Origin of the sequence: Acinetobacter beijerinckii CIP 110307 (assembly GCF_000369005.1) — a bacterium.
Classification (GTDB): Bacteria; Pseudomonadota; Gammaproteobacteria; order Pseudomonadales; family Moraxellaceae; genus Acinetobacter; species Acinetobacter beijerinckii.
On record NZ_KB849767.1, the window covers coordinates 1 to 16,858 of the forward strand.

Genomic DNA, 16,858 nt, shown 5'->3' on the forward strand with positions numbered 1-16,858 from the left:
TATATTTTCAACATAGATAGTTGCAAATATAACCTAGGTTATATATAATAAAGACTCCTAAACCGAAATGCCGAAAGGCTTGGAGTCAGAAAATGTTAGAAATTAATAATGGTATAAGTGGTGAATCATTAGATAATCACGATGATTTAAATGTTATTCCTAATGTCTTAAATAGCGCAGTTGGTCAAGTGGTGGAAACAGAGGGGAGAATATTTTCAGCACCGGAAATTGATCTAAGTTTTTATGATCTCATTATTGTGAGTATGAGTGGTGGAAAAGACAGTATCGCATCTTTACTGCATCTAATAGATATGGGCGTGGATATGTCAAAAGTAGAGTTGTGGCATAACCTGGTTGATGGCAATGAAAGTGATACCTTCATGGATTGGCAGTTTATGGATAGCTATAATAAGCAGCTTGCCAAAGCATTTAAATTACCACTCTATAATAGTTGGTTAAAGCATGGGTTCCAGGGGGAAATGCTAAAAAATAACTCTATTAGTCATGAGTATGTTGTAGAGACACCTGATGGAAATATCATCATTCCACGTAAACGTGCAAAGGTCGGAACACGTTTGAAGTTTCCACAGCAAGCAGCTGATCTAAATGTTAGATGGTGTTCGTCAGCACTAAAAATAGAAGTTGGACGCAGAGCCTTTTCCAATCAAGAACGATTTAATGACACTAAAATTTTGTTTGTTACTGGTGAAAGACGTGAGGAAAGTCCTAATCGTGCAAAATATTTTCAGCTTGAGACTCATTTTTGTGATAACCGTAATGGCAAAAAAGGAAGATTAATTGATGCTTATCGACCTGTCTTGGAATTTACTGAACGTCAGATATGGGAGATTTTAGAACGCCATAATATTGCACCACCTGTTCCTTATCGCCTAGGATGGTCAAGATCAAGCTGTATGACTTGTATCTATAACAGCCCTAAAATTTGGGCGACAATCAAACACTATTTTAAAGAAAGAATCGAGCCGATTGTTGGATACGAAAATCAATTTAAAACCACAATTAGCCGTAAAAAGCTGAATGTTGTTGAGATTAGTGAGGGTATAGAGCCTTTCGATGTTGCTGATATGGAAGCATTAGCCCAGGCAATGAAAAAAGAATATACATTGCCCATTTTTACAAATAACTGGCAGCTGCCATTGGGGGCGTTTAGTGTAGAAGGGTGTGGTTCGGTTTAAAATAAATCTGTTAAATTCATTATATTTTCAGGAAAAGCCCATATTTTAATGGGCTTTTTTTATTTAAATAAGATTATGGATGAGGAAAAAAATTGTATATATTTTCAACATAGATAGTTGCAAATATAACCTAGGTTATATATAATAAAGACTCCTAAACCGAAATGCCGAAAGGCTTGGAGTCAGAAAATGGGTAGTTGGACTGCAAAAAAATTGATCGAGTATGACGAGAAAATTACTGAACCTGTTATTACTCAATTTAAAAAAACGGCACAGCAAGTTACATATAGCACTTTCTCAAGAAAGTTGGGTACTGATCTATTGGATATGGTACGCAAGAAAATGAACTATGCAAAAGACAAACGTTCGGGTGTCACAATCTCAACAGATGATACAACAAAGTTTTATCGTGGTTTTTACGATGAAAAACGAGCTTTGGTCATTGAAAATAATAACAAGTGCATGGTGTTTACCTATGAAGCTGGAAAATTTGGAGGATGATATGATTTTTAAAATATTAGCCTTAAAAAATTTCTGTATTGGTAATTACAGGGGTAATAAAGGCATAGGATCAATTGAGGGCATCCAGCCAAGTATTAACTTCAATGGTGGGTTAGATTACCTGGGCGAATATATGTATCACTGTGATGATTATATCATTGCTGAGCTGGGCACCTGTAAGCAATTCAGGGAGTACATTACTGGACTGGAAAAAATTAATTCCATTTTGGAAGATTGTCCATTCCTGGAAGCGTGTAAATCAACCAATACGTTAACCGGTTCAATCATTACAGAGTGTCAAATTTGGTGGGAAACGAACATAGATTTAATTTTCAAACCACACTTGTTAAAAGACTTCTTTACAAGTGAGCTGGAGCACCTACAATTTCAGGCCATGCACCTTAAAATGCTTGAACTATTCCGTTTTTGTGCAAAATTTGGATTTATCCAACTGGCTACAAGCAAGAACTAAAGTGTTACGTGTAATTAAATTAATATCTTATAAATAGGATGAAATACCATGACATATCCAGTACCAAAACTTTTTGAACCAACTCAAAAGGAAAAGGACGAAATGATGAATAATCTACTTACTTCTTTGGAAGCAGATGGGGCTTTCAGTACGAAAGCCCATGAACAAGGAGAACCAGCTCTATTCCGCTTGATCAATATCGCTGATAGTGATTCAGGTCAAAGTATCACTGTTCGCAAATTTTTATTGGGATGCTATAACGGAGCACGTTTTCCGTTTGACTTGACCGATTTAAGAAGCTTAGACACAGCTATTGTTCAAGACTGTTTAAGTGTACTGGCTATGGATTCAAGACTAACACAGGAAGTTCATCGCTATATCGAAAATGGTAGTCAAATCTTTGAGGGATGGGCGCAGACAGTTTGGTCAAGAGGACAACTGGAAACTAAGGCAAAAATGGAAGGTATGGTTGAAGTCTTGGATTACTTTATATTTGGGAACGACTTAAAAACTACGATGAGTCATGTATATACAGAAGAATTTGAAGAGCATTTAGCTATGCTGGATAGAACCGGTGATTCAGTTCGCAGATGGATAAAAAATAATTTAGATTAAGTGCATCTTTTAATTTGTGAATAGGTAAAAGTATGGCAGCAGACGTTTCGGTTGAAAACATTACCAGTGATAGATTCAGCTATGAACATGGTAAAATTTTACACCTTTCACTAAAACCGGCTAATGATTCTGAAAAAATCATTATGACCGTTGATGATAAGGAGTTTTTTTCAACTGATCTAAACTTTCAATGCCATGCAAACTTGTTACTTGTTAGTCATAACCACTATGTAGAACCTCATAGATTTGAGTTGATATTGCCTAAACATTCCTTTGTGAAAATAGAGATAACCGAAGCTGCATATAATTTACTTAGCACAGCAATTCAGGAAAATTCTTCACGATATGAGGAAGAACAACGAGAAGCACGAAGAGCACTCTTTTTTAACAGGATGAATGACTTAAATGGGAGTAAAGATAAATAGGGTAAAACTTGATTTTATAACCTAGGTTATATAAAATATAAACTCATAACCGAAATGCCGAAAGGCTTGGCGTGATTCTGAAATATATGGAATCTTGGAATAGGAAATAAAAACGATATGTATTATTTGTTAATGCTTTTGCTTGCAATACTAGACCCAACGGCTTTTACGTTTGGTGTGATGATTTCACTATGTTCATTAATTTTTGTTCTTTCGCTCTTCTATGTGAATTTTAGAGTATTGATCATGGTGATCTTGATTGTCTTTGCTCGTTTTACTATAAACAATTTCTTGTTAGTTGATATGGGGCAAGAGCAACTTGCAACATTCGCTAAGTTTGATTCAATGTTTAAACTGGCAGATATTCTTTTAGGCATTCTTCTCATTATATCAATCCTAATGGGTGTGGTCATCGGTAGACCATTAATAGGGGAAAGCCTGTACCAGGTAATCCGGAGACAATGGATAAAAAGAAAAGCAACGAGAGCCATCAATAAAGCGATTGGGAAATAAAGGGAATTGCTGTTTATGTGACAGCATTCCTTAAAATTTTGTTTAACAAAGAAGCCGAAAGGCTGGGAGTAAGAAAATGGGTTCACCTAACTTTTATACAAGTAATGAAGCTTTACTTAACTTTGGAATTGATTTTGACAGCAACCAGGATGAGGAATTGTTTTGGTCTGATGTGCGTGACAAGATCGGGGAAAGTTTAGATAAGGCCAATGATCAATTAACATTTCATAAAATCATTGAGAGCTTTGGCTACCATTCAGGAATGCAGATCTACTTGGTTAAACCAAATAGTGCAAGCTATTATTGGGAAAACTATGCTCAGTATTGGAATGAGGAAAATGATGCTGGGTTTTACAATGAGCAAGGTTACTGGGTGGGCGTTTCATTAAACGCTGAATATCAAAGCCACGTGGACAAAAAAACTTTTTCTTTTCATCACTTGGTAGAGATTATCAACTCAGAGTATCAATTTGCTGAAAAACTGATTAAACAAATAGCGCAAACATATTCCTTTGGTGAAGTGGTCGGGAAAGGCTTCACTTCATCTGTTAAATATGGATGGTTTGTAGCTTGAAAATAAAGCTGGTAGTTGCGGTGACGCAACTACCAGCTTTTTTGTGAGGACACATGATTATTTTGATTATCATTGTTGTTCTGTGCTGTTCGGGATGTGTAATAGCAATGCTGATTTCAGCTGTGAAATATAAAGAAAAACGCGAGTATTTTATAGCAAGTGCGATAGCAGTTATCCTGGGCGCAATGGGAATAATTACATTGTTAGCAGAACATCAATCAAGTGAGAAAAGCTATGTTAAGCAGACTTATATAGGAAATAGGAGGGGTTGATGATTGATCTTGTTAATGTGGTAGTTATGGTTGGAATTATTGGGGCAATTGCTACATTTGCCTGGACACGAGAGTATGAAGTACCAGTATTAATACTTATCGTGATGGGGATTTTGGGTGGAGCATTTACCGTGTTGAATCCGGATGCATTAAATGATAGGCAACGTTATATTAGTGCTGATGAAAAAAGAGCAGCCACAATGTTTAAGCAGAACTGTAAACAAGTAGGTTTTGTTCAGGCCAATAACTCAACAGATGTAGGTATGGGAGTTAGCACAAGTGGCAAGCCAGTGATTGGAACAATCTTTAGTTCTAATGAAGATAGTTATGTTTATCGCTGTGATGATGGTATCCAGTACACCTTAAAGTATGATATTGAAAAATACAGACAGTATTATAAATAAGAATGAATAAGTTGATCATGGAGGGAAAATAAAGATTGATTATATAACCTAGGTTATATATAATAGAGACTCCTAAAACTGAAAGGCCGTAAGGCTTGGAGTAAGAGAACATGAACTCTCATGTAAATCTGTGTCAGCAAGTAAGTCACTCTCGTATTGAAAATTTGAAAGCCAACTTCAAAGAAGTTTTTATGTCTTTTGATCGCAGCAAAAACCGTTATGAAGTGTTTAAAGACTTTGTATTGTGTTCAGCGTATGCATTAAGAAATAGCCTTCAAGGTATTCATAAGAGCTTTCTAGTGCAAGAGCTAGAAGATGACTTCATTAAGATCAATGCGAAATACAAACGTGAAGATCAACTCAAAATACCTGAGCTGTTTCATCTGATGAAAGAGTTAATGGAAGCCTATGCGGTTCCTCATGATGTATTAGGCGAGTTCTTCATGGAATTTGAATTAGGTTCTTCACATAATGGGCAGCATTTTACGCCCTCTGGAATTTCTGACTTGATGGCAATGGTACACGGTGAGAACATAGCAGATAAAATAAAAACTAATGGCTTCATAACAGTTAGTGACCCGGCTTGTGGTGCGAGTTCTACGTTGTTGGCAGTAGTCAAACAGGTAATTCTACAAGGTTTTAACCCTTTTCATCACATGTATGTCGAGGGGGTTGATATTGATCGCTTAGTGGCCTTGATGAGCTATATCCAGCTGACCTTATGGCATGTTCCAGCAAAAATTTTTGTTGGGGATAGTCTTACTCTTAAATACCGTGAGGAATGGATAACACCGGCTTATGTGCTGGGTGGCTGGAAGTCAAAACTTAATTAACTCTAACTAAAGTTGCCTATCTCTTTTGGGATAGGCAATACATTAATAAGATTAAAGGTAAATCACATGAAATTTAAGAAAACATTATTGGCAATCGTACTGGGAATAAGTACATTTTCTATGTCTACTATTAGTTTATCTGCTTCTAAATCAGGTTATTCATCTAGTAGCAGATCTTCTATGTCATCGAGCAGCAGCCGATCATCTAGCTCATATAGTAGCAATAGCCGGAGTACATCTAGTTCAAGCCCAGCTAAAAGTAGTAGCACATCCCTTAGCTCTCTATCTGCATCATCCAGTTCTACAGTTTATCGGCCTGTCGCTTCATCCAGCTCACTAAAAAACACACCGTACAAACAGGAACCTAAAAAATCAGTTCCACCTAAACAAGCAACGGCACCAGTAAAAAAAAGTGGTACAAGCTATAAAGAGCTGAAAAAGAAAGAATATGCAAAAAAAGGTAAAAATAGCAATTTCTTATCATGGGTGCTCTTAGCCTGGATTCTTTCTGAGTCCAGTCAGTCATCGGCAAGTAGTCCAGCAACTAAAGAAATCATTGTTGATTGTAAGCAATGGCTAAAAGATAACGCTCATAAGTTAAAAAACCCTAATGAGTTAAACGATAAGGAGTTTAGGCAGATCAAGGAATATTGCGAAAAAATAGTTGAATAAACGGTGTTCCAGGGCGTGTATTCGGTCTGAATGGACTCCCTGGTATTCAATCTGTAATATTCAGGCCAGGAATAATAAATATGTGTAGAGAGCAGCTTATCAGCCGTGTGGATGACTTCAATCGTGGCGATTTAATCAGGCTTGCCATAATGGTGAATGGTTCATATTTAAAAGGAGTAAATGATGCGTCAGCGCAACTCTAACCAAAAAGTTCAAGGAAGCGGATTGGCTGTCTATGCTTTTACGGCCACAACATTTATGCTTTTGATTGCCGTAAGCACTGCTAGTTTATATAAAGATAATCCTGAAACCCCTTTTAACTATGGAATTAGCGCAGGATGGTGGCTGTTTGGCTTTTCATGTGTTGCTTGCGTTTTGTATTTTTGCTTTGCTAACCGCAAGTCAGAAGATTTTCCATATAATATGTTCAAATTTTTAATATTGCCTGTGATTTCTCTTATTGGTGTGGTGGGTATTTATTTTTTACGTGCTCAACTATAGGCCAAGGTACTATTTGGGCGTTCCCTTTCAGGTCGGGCTAGTTGGCTTCGCTCGAACCACTTGTGAAAATCAATCCTAGAAAGATTTAAATTCTAGTTTCAAGCATAGCTTGAACCTGAATTTAATATCTTTCCAATCTTAATTTTTAATCACAAGTGTTTCGCCCCTACGGGCAACATCCCTAACGCACCCACGTCCACTGGATTACTCGATAGCAGTTCTAGGCACGATCAAAGTGGCCAGCATAGATAAATTCATCTATGAATAGGGTAGTTGATGTCTTCAGCATAGATAAAAATGTCTATGCTCGATTTAATAAAGAATACGCAAGAATAAAAGGCTAATTGGTTTCAGTGCATTTTAATGCTTTCTAGCAAGCGTTAAATAATTTTGGTTGCCTATCGTTGTATTTTTGAGATTTGTCGCTGTATGGCGATTCTATGAGCATGTAGGTGGTGTTTTATAGTTTCATGTCACAAATTGGAGTGTGCTGCAAAAAATCACAGATTTTTATTGCCCCCACCAATTTGCTTTGCTGCCACCACGTTACAGCGACTTAAGGGATTTGGTCATTAGGGAGTAGGAAGTTTCTGAATTTTAATATCCCGACTGTGGCGGTAGACACCGCCTACAGGTTACTACGGTGCGAGGTTCAAGCCATTGATTCTATTGAGGAAATATAATAAAAAGTGTGTTGAAAATAATATTTAAGTTATTGTTTTTTAAGGGTTTATATACTTGCATATATAACCTAGGTTATATATAATCTAATCTCAACCAACAAATGCCGAAAGGCTTGGAGTCAGAAAATGCAAATTCAATATTTAACCAACGTTTCAAACTTAGCAGAATTAAAAAAAGCTTATCAAAGACTATGCTTTAAACATCATCCTGATCGTGGCGGTAAAACTGAGGTCATGCAGACCATCAATGCTGAATATGATTTTCTGCTGCAAAACCTAATTGATGAAGAAGATGAAAGCAATTATTCAGAAGAAAAATTTTGGAAAAGCAAAGAGCATCAAACCGAAGTTGAAAAACTGGTGCAGGAAAAAATTTATGAGTTGGTCGGGAAAGGTTTTAAAGGCATCCGTATTGAACAAGTAGGCGTGTGGATTTGGGTTTCAGGGGATACCAAGCCATATAAAGAAGAGTTGAAAGAAATGGGCTTCAAATGGAGCACCAGCCATAAAAAATGGTCATTCGCTGGTCAAAAAAGTGGATGGACAAAAAAAGGCATGAACTATATACGGAAAAAATACGGTGCAAAGACTGTGAAAAATGAAAATGACCAAGACACAGGAAAGCAAGACAACAAACAAGGGCGAAGCATCCCGAATAAAGCAAAATTAGCCTAAGCAGCAAAAAAGCCACTGTAAAAAGTGGCTTTTTTTTCGGCTGTTTTTAATGAAAATAGTCTAATTATTTTTAACATAGATACTTGAAAATATAACCTAGGTTATATATAATTAAGCCTCAACAAATCAACAAATGCCGAAAGGCTTGGAGTCAGAAAATGTTTAACAAAGTTTTATCATATACCGCTTGGCACAATGGCAAACATATTGAATCAATGTATGGTTACATGGAAGAGCCGAGCAAGGAAACCATTAAACGGATTAAAGGGCTATCAACGGAATCAATGCAAGCTATGCTTGATTTAACGGTCACAAAGAAAGATCAAGTTGATTATGGCTATCGTAGTGGAATCATGCACCCAATGAGCCAAAAAAGAGCAAAGGATCTGTATGGGCGCAAGGAAATTTTTAAGTTGTTCCAGGATGGAACGGAAAGCCTGGTTGAAGATGAATCAGAAATTGATTCTCATGATGGGTTATTTGGAATTGAAAGCATAGATTTATGCAATTTGCTGATTGAAAATGAATGCAAAACCACATGCGGACAGAACGTGGACAGCGTGAAATTAAAACTAAAAGAATGGGGCTATAAGGACATTATCGTGCAGATCGTAGATGAACAAGCCTATTTTAGAAGTACGTTAAATGCTGGAAAGGTGGAAGAGACAGAAAAAGCGGTTTTTAATGACATGCTGAACGTATTGCCACCACAACGCCATTTTAACACTTCAACCTATGAAATCTTTATGATCAGTGAAGAAATTGGCGGAGGGATATTTCAGTTTTATGCACGTGTAGAAGATCGTTATTTTGAGTTTAAAGAGCATTTTAAAACGGATTATGATGCGCTTGAAAGACTGGTAAGGAAATACATAGAAAGCAATGCTACAGCAGCATAAGCGATAAAATGAGGGCTTAAAAGCTCTCATTTTTTTGATTATTTTCAACATAGTTGATTGAAAATATAACCTAGGTTATATATAATAGAGACTCCTAAAACCGAAATGCCGCAAGGCTTGGAGTCAGAGAAAATGAACCACAATTATTCAGCAGTTTTTAAAAAATTAGGCATCATCACACTGGAAGAGTTTAGAAGTAACGTAATAGATTTTTTTGAAAACGGTCAAAAATATAACATCATCATCACTGAGCTTGATTCATTGAGTGAAGAGGAAGTTTATAACCACCTTAATGACTATAGCAGTGCTGCAATGATTCCTTGCCACAATAAGGAACAATTTGAAACTGCATACCGATCATTTGAGAGAATGTTCAATATTGGCGGTGGGGTGAGCACTTATTTTCTGATTGAGCCAGTAGCAGAAAAGCAGAATAAGCAACAAGGGTATTTTTTTAATAATCTTACAATGCCAGTTTTTGCAATCAGCAATATTTTTACTGATACAGATAAAATTTTTATCAATAGCATTAAAGACTTTAAACGCAATCCAAAGGAAAATTTTAAGCTGTATGACTTCTTAATTGAGTTAGAAGAACGTGTTAAGGAGGAATTTAAAAACAGGGCAAAAGGATACGATAATTTATTAGATGCAAACTGGTTGCTGGGTAATGGGGCATTCATTCCAGATAACCTAATTTCATTTGAAGATGAACAAAGGGAACAACTGTTTGAGCTGGTGATCTATTGCAATATCATTGCAGTGAATCACTTTTTATTACCAAGCGAACTTAAAAAAATAAAGGTAACTCAAGATGAGTTACACGTATTAATTAAATACCTAAATTGCATACTAGATTTAAATTTCAAATATTCAATATCAAACCTAAAAATTGGCACTTTAACAGAGTATGAAATTTTGTCTGAGGGCTATTACTTCATTGAAAAACTTGATAGTGATGAAGTGGACGAAATTTTTAATGAAAGAGATTATAAGATTTATCTAATGCGTGTAGAGGAGGGAAAATATTTACCTGAAACCATTCGAGAAATACACGATTCTTATAATAATGGCTGGGTTTATGATCTTCGAGATATTATCGAAAATTTATCAGATTTCATAGATACGTCAGGCGTTCAATTTTTGGCAAGACTAAGCAAATAATTTATAGAGAATAGCCATGTATAACATGGCTATTTCTTTCATAGAAGCCGAAAGGCTGGGAGTTAGGGAAATGACTAAGCAAGCGGTAAAGATCACCAAAACCACGCTAAATTTCGCAGAACGGCGCAAATTAAAAGTAGTTGTAGACGATGAAAACAAAGTGGTGTATCTATTCAAAGAGAAGAATAAAAAACGCTGGCTGATAAGTTATGAAATTAACAACAGAGGGCTTTTTTTTAAAAAGTCATATCTGCCACAAATCATAAAAGAGGAGCTTCCATACTGGATAGAAACAGATCAACATCATAGAGAAGTGATTGACTTCATAGGGCAAGAATTGAAAAAAATAGCAAGCAAGAATTGAACAATATAACCACTGTAAAAAAGTGGTTTTTTTTCAACATAGATACTTGAAAATATAACCTAGGTTATATATAATTAACCCTCAATCAACAAATGCCGAAAGGCGTGGAGTAAGAGAATGTCTGTTAAAATTGATGCAAAACTGATTACCATTGGCAATGATCAAGTAAATTTGATGGGTGACTATGGGATAGAAAAAATCAATTATCTTGATATGTTTAAAAAACATCAAAATGATGAAGAAAATGGACACCATACAACACAGGAAATGTGGAATTTTCTGAACCAATTAGAAAACTATATATACTACTTTGCTGGTGATCTAGCTGGTGAACAATATACTGGTGGGTACTGGTCAATGGACAACGGTTTTTTCATTCTAAATGGCTCAGATGATAAAAAAATCAGATTAGAAAGTTGTTTCGGAAATCCTTATGAATTATCTCTTTTGGAGTTCTCAATTGTGGTTAACTTGTTTGCGCTAAGTCACTTATGTATGTGGGCTTACGAAAACAATAAATCGCTAATAAATAGTCTAGCGGTATTCTTTTCGGACTATGTTAAAGAGACAATGAAGGCAAATGAAGATTACTTGCAGTTAGAGGCTATATACACATTAATTGATTAACAGATGGGGAGGGCGAAAGCTCTCCTTTTTTTTAGTTGCGTCACCGCAACTAAAAAAAATCAAGTTCTATTCATTTCATTTTGTTTGTTTAATTCATCATAATGATTGATGCAATACATCAAAAAATCCTTCTTATTTTTGATGGTCTGCCACTTTTCAAAAACTTCATTTTCTACTGGCTTAGCTAAATAAAGGTCAATTGAAATAGGTTGACGCTTATTCTTGGTTTTAAATTTAGTGATTGCTCTTTCCAGTGGGGTTTTTTCTTGATCATTGGATTTAGTTGTCACAGATAAATTATTCCTTATTTGCTGAAAATTCGTTGTATCTCAAATGAGATTTGATTATAGCACAGGTTATATTTTTTTGTATTCTTTTTTATTGGGCGTTCCCTTTCAGGTCGGGCTAGTTGGCTTCGCTCGAACCACTTGTGAAAATCAATCCTAGAAAGATTTAAATTCTAGTTTCAAGCATAGCTTGAACCTGAATTTAATATCTTTCCAATCTTAATTTTTAATCACAAGTGTTTCGCCCCTACGGGCAACATCCCTAACGCACCCAAATCCACTTGATTACAGAATAGTGAATACTGGAAGAAATTTTATGTTGAAAAAGGTCATTGATCATAGGCTATCATCTAATCATATTATGGTTTTTTTGCCTGTGGATTTATGGACAATCGCAAGCGACCGCACATTCCTAATCTGTGCATAACCATTGTGGAAAAACCGTTGGTATTTACCACAAGGTTACACACAGGGAATGGCTTTGCCCACAAGCTCCACAGGCATCATAATCATTTTAAAAAATTTAAATTTTTAAGAGCATTGTTTATATGCTTGCAGTCACAAAATTTAGTGTTCTTCAAAAAATCACAGATTTTTATTGACCCCGAAATTTTGTTCGGTTGAGACCACGTTAAAGCGACTTAAGGGATTTGGTCATTAGGGAGTAGGAAGTTTCTGAATTTTAATATCCCGACTGTGGCGGTAGACACCGCCTACAGGTTACTACAGGGAGAAATTCAAAAAAAATAAAAAATATTTTCAACATAGATAGTTGCAAATATAACCTAGGTTATATATAATTAAGGCTCATTCAAGAAATGCCGAAAGGCTTGGAGTCAGAAAATGTTTAGTTCTAAAGCTGTTAAAACTGTTATAAAAAATCACATGGATTTAGATAAATCTTTTCAAAAAAATTGTGAGACATACACACGTTACAATAGTGAAAATGTTGAAATAAAAGTACACTTTAGTTATACAACAATTGAAATTTATAAGGGTGAGAATGCCAAACCAAAATGGATATATATTTTAGGTGCAGATAGTCAGAAAGAGTTTGAATTGAGCGTAAAAAGTTGTTTGAAATTTATAGAAGATAATACAAAATAATAAAGCCCGAAAGGGCTTTTTTTTTAAAGATCAACATCATTTTTTATCTTAGTGATATAGCGTAAAAGTGTTAGAAATATTGCAGCAACAATAAGTAAAAAACCTAAACTGGTTGCTGAATTTTCGGCAACAAATAAAAGATAAGCCATAATTAAAATGAGACAAATTCCAGCGATAAAAGCCAGTATCAATTTTTGACGTTTTTTCATAAAAATTACTCTTTACATGAACTTTAGACGATTAAAATTATAGGATAATTTAAACAAAAAAAAGTAATTATTTTCAACATAGATACTTGCAAATATAACCTAGGTTATATATAATTAAACCTCAATCAACAAATGCCGAAAGGCGTGGAGTAAGAAAATGTCAGCTATTAATCAAGCTAAAGCACAAATCAACTATTTCGTAAAAAAATCGGCTGAATGCACGATCTATGAACAAAGCGATGAAACAAAAGTCTGCTTTGGTGAGAATATAGTTATTGTTCTTAACCTTGCAAAAAACCGCCTAACTTATAAAGAATTTACTTTTGAGAATGGCAAAGCAAAAGTAGTTGTTCAGAACGTTGTGCGTTTGACTGGTGCAGAAATGTTTACAGTAAAACACCACTTCAAAAAAGCACATCAAATGAAAGATATTAAGTCTGCATAATGTGAATTTTTGATAAAAAAATGACTGCTTATGCAGTCATTTTTTTTTAAGCTTTTAGCTTTTCGGCTATCTCTTTTATATGTTGTTTCCAAACTGGTAATGGAATATCAAGTAATTTTTGCTTGTCCAATAATTTCATAATATCTTGTGAATTTTTTTCTTTCTCTGCTTCCTGTTCTTTCTCTAATTCCTGTTTAGCAAGCTTTAATTTTTGTTCAGCTTCATAAACTTTCTTTTGAGCTTTTGTCATATTTTTTGTTGGATCATCGCCAGTAGAATCAATATCTGATTTTTCAGTATTTTGGATATTTTGATCTTTTTTAGGTTGTATATCAGATTGATCTTTTTGTAGTGTTGAATCGGTATTTAATTCATTGGCTGGTTGAGTAGCTTGTTGTGTTTGTTGGTCATTCATAGATATATCCTAATTTAAAAAATTTTCCCTATTCTATTCAATGTATGAGTAGACGTGCAAGCCTAAATAACGACAAACCACTAGCAACTATCTTTAAAGCTAAAATGTTGTGTAAGAGTAGATAATCTCGCCACAGGGCGAGGAAAAAATTTTCACACACCACGCATCTAACGATGCAGCCACGAAACCTATACTGTGTAAGGTTTACATAGATATTTATACTTTTTAAAACATGTACAAAAAAACAGGTTAAAAATACATTAAAGCTTTGTTATTAAAGCATAAATTTATGTACAACAAGTTGTACATAAATTTATATCAAAACAACATGTAACAACATGTTTTAAAAGATAAAATTTATGTACATTGGTTTGTACAATAAAAACATAATAAATGCTTATAACTCATTGTTATATTTGAAAAACAATTTGTACATTTATGATTGAGAGTTTATGTATTACAATACGAGGGAAATTTCGAGAGGATGGCAGTATAAATGACAACAAAATACAGAACGTATGCATTACGCCTGGATGAAGATGTTGCAGTATATTATGAAGGATTGGCTGCTACTGATGGTATAAGGCCGAGTAAACTTTTTCAGAAAATACTGACTAATAACTTTCAGTCTGTAGGTATTAAACACCAGGCGGATAGAATAGAACAGTTAGTTGATGATTTTGAAAGAAAGCTAAAATTCACGCTAGAAAAATTTCAAAATGACAACTCATTGAATGAGAAGTATTTTGAAGATTTTGGAGGTATTTATATGATGTTGTTAGGTGTCTTAATGAAGCAAAATGTCGTTAAAGATGAAATCAAAGAGATGCAAAGTAAAGGGGCTATTTACGCCAAGAAAAACTTCATAGGTGAACAATCATGAAAAAGAATAATCCATCCAAATTTATTGACTTCACAAGGGGGAGTGAGATTTGGATACACCAGTTAAAAATGTTCTTAACTGGAATATCAAATGTTTTGATTTTGGGTGTGTTTTTAACAATCTCTATCATGGGATTGTTTTTATATTTGAAGCTAGACAATCGACATTTCTATGCTCTAAAAACAGAAATGGAAATTGTATATAAACAGTCTTTAAATGTTCCTAACCAGGAGATTGAGCTTGTATTAAATAATGAACCAACAAAGCTAACAATTGAGCAGGCTGAACAGGTAGTTCAACCGTATGTGAATAAGTTTTGGTGGGCTGTGAAAAGGTCACTTTTGATAGGGTTGATTTTCAGCTTTGCTATTGTAGGTGGGTTAATTTGGTACTGGTATTCTTATGGTCGTAAAATCATGGAAGATGAGCAATTAAGGGGGGCTAAATTAGTTGAAAAAGAAAAGTTGATAGAACTTATTCAGACAAACAAAGATGCTAGTCCTTATAAGATTGCTGGTGTTCCTATGCGTAAGGGTACTGAGGGTACAAACGTTTGTTTTGTTGGGGCACCATTCTCAGGTAAGTCACAGGCAATACGTGCATTATTGGCTCAAATTAGAGGACGTGGAAAAAAAGTAATTTGTTACGATCCTAGTGGAGAATTTACTCAAGAATTTTATCGAGAAGGTAAAGATATTATTCTGAATCCTTTTGATGAAAGAAGTCCACAATGGAATGTTTGGAATGAAGTAGAAGAGGATCATCACATAGATTCAATTGGTGATGCATTAATTCCTATTACACCGAATGGCGATCAGTTTTTCCCACCAGCTGCACGTAGATTAATTGCTGATGTTATAAGAGTGCTTGGGCAAAATGAAAACACCAAAACAAATAAGAATCTATATGAGTCAATTTCACTTGCAACATTGCAAGAACTACATGAAATGTTAGCTGGTACTTCTGGTGCAACCTATGTTGATCCAAAGACAGAAAAAACTGGTGTTAACATCAAAATGCAAATCCTAAACTATCTAACACCATTTAGATATTTAAAGGATGAGGGTGAAAAATTCTCTATTCGTAATTGGATTCATGAAGAAGATGATAGTTGGATTTTTATCACAACAAAAGAAGAGCAAAAGGAAGCAATTAAGCCAATTATTTCTCTTTGGATAAGTACGGCAATAAAAGCTACTATGTCGCTACCAGCGATCCATAGAGAGCGTATGTGGCTATGTATTGATGAAATGCCAACATTGCAGAAAATGGATGATTTGGTCTTATCTCTTACGAATACACGAAAGTATGGTTTATGTCATATTATTGGGCTACAAGATTTTAGCCAATGTGACAATACCTATGGTAAAGACGTTACCAGTACAATTATTTCTACACTCCAAACCAAGTTGATTTTACGTGTTACTGATAGCGTATCGGCTGAGCGATTATCAAAGATTATTGGGCAAATGGAAGTTGATGAAAAGAATATGTCTCGTAGTATGGGTGTTCAAGACAACCGTGATGGTGACAGTTTCTATAGTCAACGAAAAGAAAGAAATATTGTCATGCCATCTGAGATCATGGATTTACCTAATTTGGTTGGTTATTTGAAAATTGTAGGAAACTATCCTGTAGCAAAAGTAACAACAACCTATGTTCCATTTGCTGATAATGCAATTCCTTTCATTCCTAGAAAAAAATCAATCAATATTGAGCTTATAGATGAGTTAACAACAAGGAATCCTAAAGTTGTTATTGATTCTCTAACACATAAAACTCCATTGGAAGAAAGTATAGAAGATTCTGAAAGTCCTATAGTTAATAGTGATGCAACTTCTAGTGTAAAAGTAGAGGATGGTGTTTCTAATCCTGGTGGAGACATTGAGCAATCTAACTCAAAGAATATTGAATTAATTGACGGAAAAACTGATCCTGTAGCGGTGAATGAAGAGGTGGTTGAAGAAATTAAATCTGATGATATTGATATGAAATCTGAAACTAAAAAAACAGTTTCATTATCGGATGAATTAAAAAATGAATCCAAAGCGAATGATGATAAGAAAACTTATCAAACAAGTTTTTTTGACAATATGGATGATTTAACTGGGAGTAAATAATT

General features: G+C 34.9%; 24 protein-coding genes. 21 read left to right on the top strand and 3 right to left on the bottom strand.

Translation table 11 applies throughout. The annotated features are described in order from the left end of the window. The first annotated feature begins 92 nt into the window (after nucleotides 1-92). From F933_RS16400 to F933_RS16480, 17 genes are all read left to right on the top strand, one after another. A complete protein-coding gene (locus tag F933_RS16400; RefSeq protein WP_005063254.1) occupies nucleotides 93-1,196 on the top strand; it encodes a phosphoadenosine phosphosulfate reductase domain-containing protein in 1,104 nt (367 codons plus the stop codon). Nucleotides 1,197-1,385: 189 nt separating this feature from the next. Continuing rightward, nucleotides 1,386-1,697, top strand: coding sequence for a hypothetical protein (locus tag F933_RS16405; RefSeq protein WP_005063255.1), 312 nt, complete (start codon nucleotides 1,386-1,388; stop codon nucleotides 1,695-1,697). Then, nucleotides 1,672-2,169 carry a hypothetical protein gene (locus F933_RS16410; protein WP_228127880.1) on the top strand — a complete coding sequence of 166 codons (498 nt, stop codon included), beginning with the start codon at nucleotides 1,672-1,674 and terminating at the stop codon, nucleotides 2,167-2,169. The genes F933_RS16405 and F933_RS16410 overlap by 26 nt, the downstream gene beginning before the upstream one ends. A 48-nt stretch (nucleotides 2,170-2,217) precedes the next feature. Further along, nucleotides 2,218-2,784 (top strand): DUF7673 family protein, encoded by a 567-nt coding sequence (locus tag F933_RS16415; protein ID WP_005063261.1) that lies wholly within the window; start codon nucleotides 2,218-2,220, stop codon nucleotides 2,782-2,784. Between the two features lie 32 nt (nucleotides 2,785-2,816). Continuing rightward, nucleotides 2,817-3,209, top strand: a complete 393-nt coding sequence (locus F933_RS16420; RefSeq protein WP_005063263.1) for a hypothetical protein — start codon at nucleotides 2,817-2,819, stop codon at nucleotides 3,207-3,209. Between the two features lie 117 nt (nucleotides 3,210-3,326). After that, on the top strand, nucleotides 3,327-3,722 hold the full coding sequence (locus F933_RS16425; protein ID WP_005063265.1) for a hypothetical protein: 396 nt from the start codon (nucleotides 3,327-3,329) through the stop codon (nucleotides 3,720-3,722). A gap of 76 nt (nucleotides 3,723-3,798) precedes the next feature. Continuing rightward, the gene (locus F933_RS16430) at nucleotides 3,799-4,296 is read left to right on the top strand and encodes a hypothetical protein (protein WP_005063267.1); all 498 of its coding nucleotides are present in this window, start codon (nucleotides 3,799-3,801) and stop codon (nucleotides 4,294-4,296) included. Nucleotides 4,297-4,349: 53 nt separating this feature from the next. Then, nucleotides 4,350-4,568 carry a hypothetical protein gene (locus F933_RS16435; protein ID WP_005063272.1) on the top strand — a complete coding sequence of 73 codons (219 nt, stop codon included), beginning with the start codon at nucleotides 4,350-4,352 and terminating at the stop codon, nucleotides 4,566-4,568. Then, nucleotides 4,568-4,972: a hypothetical protein gene (locus tag F933_RS16440; RefSeq protein ID WP_005063275.1), complete on the top strand. Its 405-nt coding sequence runs from the start codon at nucleotides 4,568-4,570 to the stop codon at nucleotides 4,970-4,972. Before F933_RS16435 ends, F933_RS16440 begins: the two co-directional genes overlap by 1 nt. Before the next feature lie 110 nt (nucleotides 4,973-5,082). Next, nucleotides 5,083-5,805, top strand: coding sequence for an N-6 DNA methylase (locus tag F933_RS16445; RefSeq protein WP_005063278.1), 723 nt, complete (start codon nucleotides 5,083-5,085; stop codon nucleotides 5,803-5,805). Nucleotides 5,806-5,871: 66 nt separating this feature from the next. After that, the gene (locus F933_RS16450) at nucleotides 5,872-6,477 is read left to right on the top strand and encodes a hypothetical protein (protein ID WP_005063280.1); all 606 of its coding nucleotides are present in this window, start codon (nucleotides 5,872-5,874) and stop codon (nucleotides 6,475-6,477) included. Between the two features lie 180 nt (nucleotides 6,478-6,657). Further along, on the top strand, nucleotides 6,658-6,978 hold the full coding sequence (locus F933_RS16455) for a hypothetical protein (RefSeq protein WP_228127881.1): 321 nt from the start codon (nucleotides 6,658-6,660) through the stop codon (nucleotides 6,976-6,978). An 809-nt stretch (nucleotides 6,979-7,787) separates the two neighbouring features. Beyond that, nucleotides 7,788-8,336 carry a hypothetical protein gene (locus F933_RS16460; RefSeq protein ID WP_005063285.1) on the top strand — a complete coding sequence of 183 codons (549 nt, stop codon included), beginning with the start codon at nucleotides 7,788-7,790 and terminating at the stop codon, nucleotides 8,334-8,336. Between the two features lie 158 nt (nucleotides 8,337-8,494). Further along, on the top strand, nucleotides 8,495-9,235 hold the full coding sequence (locus F933_RS16465; RefSeq protein WP_005063287.1) for a hypothetical protein: 741 nt from the start codon (nucleotides 8,495-8,497) through the stop codon (nucleotides 9,233-9,235). Nucleotides 9,236-9,367: 132 nt separating this feature from the next. Continuing rightward, nucleotides 9,368-10,399: a hypothetical protein gene (locus F933_RS16470; protein WP_005063289.1), complete on the top strand. Its 1,032-nt coding sequence runs from the start codon at nucleotides 9,368-9,370 to the stop codon at nucleotides 10,397-10,399. Between the two features lie 16 nt (nucleotides 10,400-10,415). Further along, nucleotides 10,416-10,763: a hypothetical protein gene (locus F933_RS16475; RefSeq protein WP_155757866.1), complete on the top strand. Its 348-nt coding sequence runs from the start codon at nucleotides 10,416-10,418 to the stop codon at nucleotides 10,761-10,763. A gap of 117 nt (nucleotides 10,764-10,880) precedes the next feature. Further along, nucleotides 10,881-11,390: an antirestriction protein gene (locus F933_RS16480; protein WP_005063293.1), complete on the top strand. Its 510-nt coding sequence runs from the start codon at nucleotides 10,881-10,883 to the stop codon at nucleotides 11,388-11,390. A gap of 59 nt (nucleotides 11,391-11,449) precedes the next feature. On the opposite strand, the gene F933_RS16485 is transcribed toward F933_RS16480, so the two are convergent. Beyond that, a complete protein-coding gene (locus tag F933_RS16485) occupies nucleotides 11,450-11,680 on the bottom strand; it encodes a hypothetical protein (RefSeq protein WP_005063294.1) in 231 nt (76 codons plus the stop codon). An 840-nt stretch (nucleotides 11,681-12,520) separates the two neighbouring features. Between F933_RS16485 and F933_RS16490 the strand changes: the two genes are divergently transcribed. Further along, complete coding sequence (locus F933_RS16490; RefSeq protein ID WP_005063295.1) at nucleotides 12,521-12,784, top strand: hypothetical protein; 264 nt, start codon at nucleotides 12,521-12,523, stop codon at nucleotides 12,782-12,784. Between the two features lie 23 nt (nucleotides 12,785-12,807). Here F933_RS16490 and F933_RS16495 read toward each other — a convergent pair whose 3' ends face one another. Continuing rightward, complete coding sequence (locus F933_RS16495; RefSeq protein WP_005063297.1) at nucleotides 12,808-12,993, bottom strand: hypothetical protein; 186 nt, start codon at nucleotides 12,991-12,993, stop codon at nucleotides 12,808-12,810. A 157-nt stretch (nucleotides 12,994-13,150) separates the two neighbouring features. On the opposite strand from F933_RS16495, the gene F933_RS16500 reads away from it, so the two are divergent. After that, entirely contained in the window at nucleotides 13,151-13,438 is a 288-nt protein-coding gene (locus F933_RS16500; protein WP_005063299.1) for a hypothetical protein, read from the top strand. Between the two features lie 46 nt (nucleotides 13,439-13,484). On the opposite strand, the gene F933_RS16505 is transcribed toward F933_RS16500, so the two are convergent. Then, a complete protein-coding gene (locus F933_RS16505; RefSeq protein ID WP_005063300.1) occupies nucleotides 13,485-13,853 on the bottom strand; it encodes a hypothetical protein in 369 nt (122 codons plus the stop codon). Nucleotides 13,854-14,349: 496 nt separating this feature from the next. On the opposite strand from F933_RS16505, the gene F933_RS16510 reads away from it, so the two are divergent. Both F933_RS16510 and F933_RS16515 read left to right on the top strand, forming a co-directional pair. Further along, nucleotides 14,350-14,736, top strand: coding sequence for a hypothetical protein (locus tag F933_RS16510; protein ID WP_005063301.1), 387 nt, complete (start codon nucleotides 14,350-14,352; stop codon nucleotides 14,734-14,736). Then, nucleotides 14,733-16,856 carry a type IV secretion system DNA-binding domain-containing protein gene (locus F933_RS16515; protein WP_005063302.1) on the top strand — a complete coding sequence of 708 codons (2,124 nt, stop codon included), beginning with the start codon at nucleotides 14,733-14,735 and terminating at the stop codon, nucleotides 16,854-16,856. Before F933_RS16510 ends, F933_RS16515 begins: the two co-directional genes overlap by 4 nt. The last annotated feature ends 2 nt before the right edge of the window (nucleotides 16,857-16,858 follow it).

Excerpts from the sequence above, each read along its gene's own strand:
- F933_RS16400 (WP_005063254.1), top strand. The coding sequence starts at position 93 with ATGTTAGAAATTAATAATGGTATAAGTGGTGAATCATTAGATAATCAC.
- F933_RS16405 (WP_005063255.1), top strand. The coding sequence starts at position 1,386 with ATGGGTAGTTGGACTGCAAAAAAATTGATCGAGTATGACGAGAAAATT.
- F933_RS16410 (WP_228127880.1), top strand. The coding sequence starts at position 1,672 with ATGAAGCTGGAAAATTTGGAGGATGATATGATTTTTAAAATATTAGCC.
- F933_RS16415 (WP_005063261.1), top strand. The coding sequence starts at position 2,218 with ATGACATATCCAGTACCAAAACTTTTTGAACCAACTCAAAAGGAAAAG.
- F933_RS16420 (WP_005063263.1), top strand. The coding sequence starts at position 2,817 with ATGGCAGCAGACGTTTCGGTTGAAAACATTACCAGTGATAGATTCAGC.
- F933_RS16425 (WP_005063265.1), top strand. The coding sequence starts at position 3,327 with ATGTATTATTTGTTAATGCTTTTGCTTGCAATACTAGACCCAACGGCT.
- F933_RS16430 (WP_005063267.1), top strand. The coding sequence starts at position 3,799 with ATGGGTTCACCTAACTTTTATACAAGTAATGAAGCTTTACTTAACTTT.
- F933_RS16435 (WP_005063272.1), top strand. The coding sequence starts at position 4,350 with ATGATTATTTTGATTATCATTGTTGTTCTGTGCTGTTCGGGATGTGTA.
- F933_RS16440 (WP_005063275.1), top strand. The coding sequence starts at position 4,568 with ATGATTGATCTTGTTAATGTGGTAGTTATGGTTGGAATTATTGGGGCA.
- F933_RS16445 (WP_005063278.1), top strand. The coding sequence starts at position 5,083 with ATGAACTCTCATGTAAATCTGTGTCAGCAAGTAAGTCACTCTCGTATT.
- F933_RS16450 (WP_005063280.1), top strand. The coding sequence starts at position 5,872 with ATGAAATTTAAGAAAACATTATTGGCAATCGTACTGGGAATAAGTACA.
- F933_RS16455 (WP_228127881.1), top strand. The coding sequence starts at position 6,658 with ATGATGCGTCAGCGCAACTCTAACCAAAAAGTTCAAGGAAGCGGATTG.
- F933_RS16460 (WP_005063285.1), top strand. The coding sequence starts at position 7,788 with ATGCAAATTCAATATTTAACCAACGTTTCAAACTTAGCAGAATTAAAA.
- F933_RS16465 (WP_005063287.1), top strand. The coding sequence starts at position 8,495 with ATGTTTAACAAAGTTTTATCATATACCGCTTGGCACAATGGCAAACAT.
- F933_RS16470 (WP_005063289.1), top strand. The coding sequence starts at position 9,368 with ATGAACCACAATTATTCAGCAGTTTTTAAAAAATTAGGCATCATCACA.
- F933_RS16475 (WP_155757866.1), top strand. The coding sequence starts at position 10,416 with ATGTATAACATGGCTATTTCTTTCATAGAAGCCGAAAGGCTGGGAGTT.
- F933_RS16480 (WP_005063293.1), top strand. The coding sequence starts at position 10,881 with ATGTCTGTTAAAATTGATGCAAAACTGATTACCATTGGCAATGATCAA.
- F933_RS16490 (WP_005063295.1), top strand. The coding sequence starts at position 12,521 with ATGTTTAGTTCTAAAGCTGTTAAAACTGTTATAAAAAATCACATGGAT.
- F933_RS16495 (WP_005063297.1), bottom strand. The coding sequence starts at position 12,993 with ATGAAAAAACGTCAAAAATTGATACTGGCTTTTATCGCTGGAATTTGT.
- F933_RS16500 (WP_005063299.1), top strand. The coding sequence starts at position 13,151 with ATGTCAGCTATTAATCAAGCTAAAGCACAAATCAACTATTTCGTAAAA.
- F933_RS16505 (WP_005063300.1), bottom strand. The coding sequence starts at position 13,853 with ATGAATGACCAACAAACACAACAAGCTACTCAACCAGCCAATGAATTA.
- F933_RS16510 (WP_005063301.1), top strand. The coding sequence starts at position 14,350 with ATGACAACAAAATACAGAACGTATGCATTACGCCTGGATGAAGATGTT.
- F933_RS16515 (WP_005063302.1), top strand. The coding sequence starts at position 14,733 with ATGAAAAAGAATAATCCATCCAAATTTATTGACTTCACAAGGGGGAGT.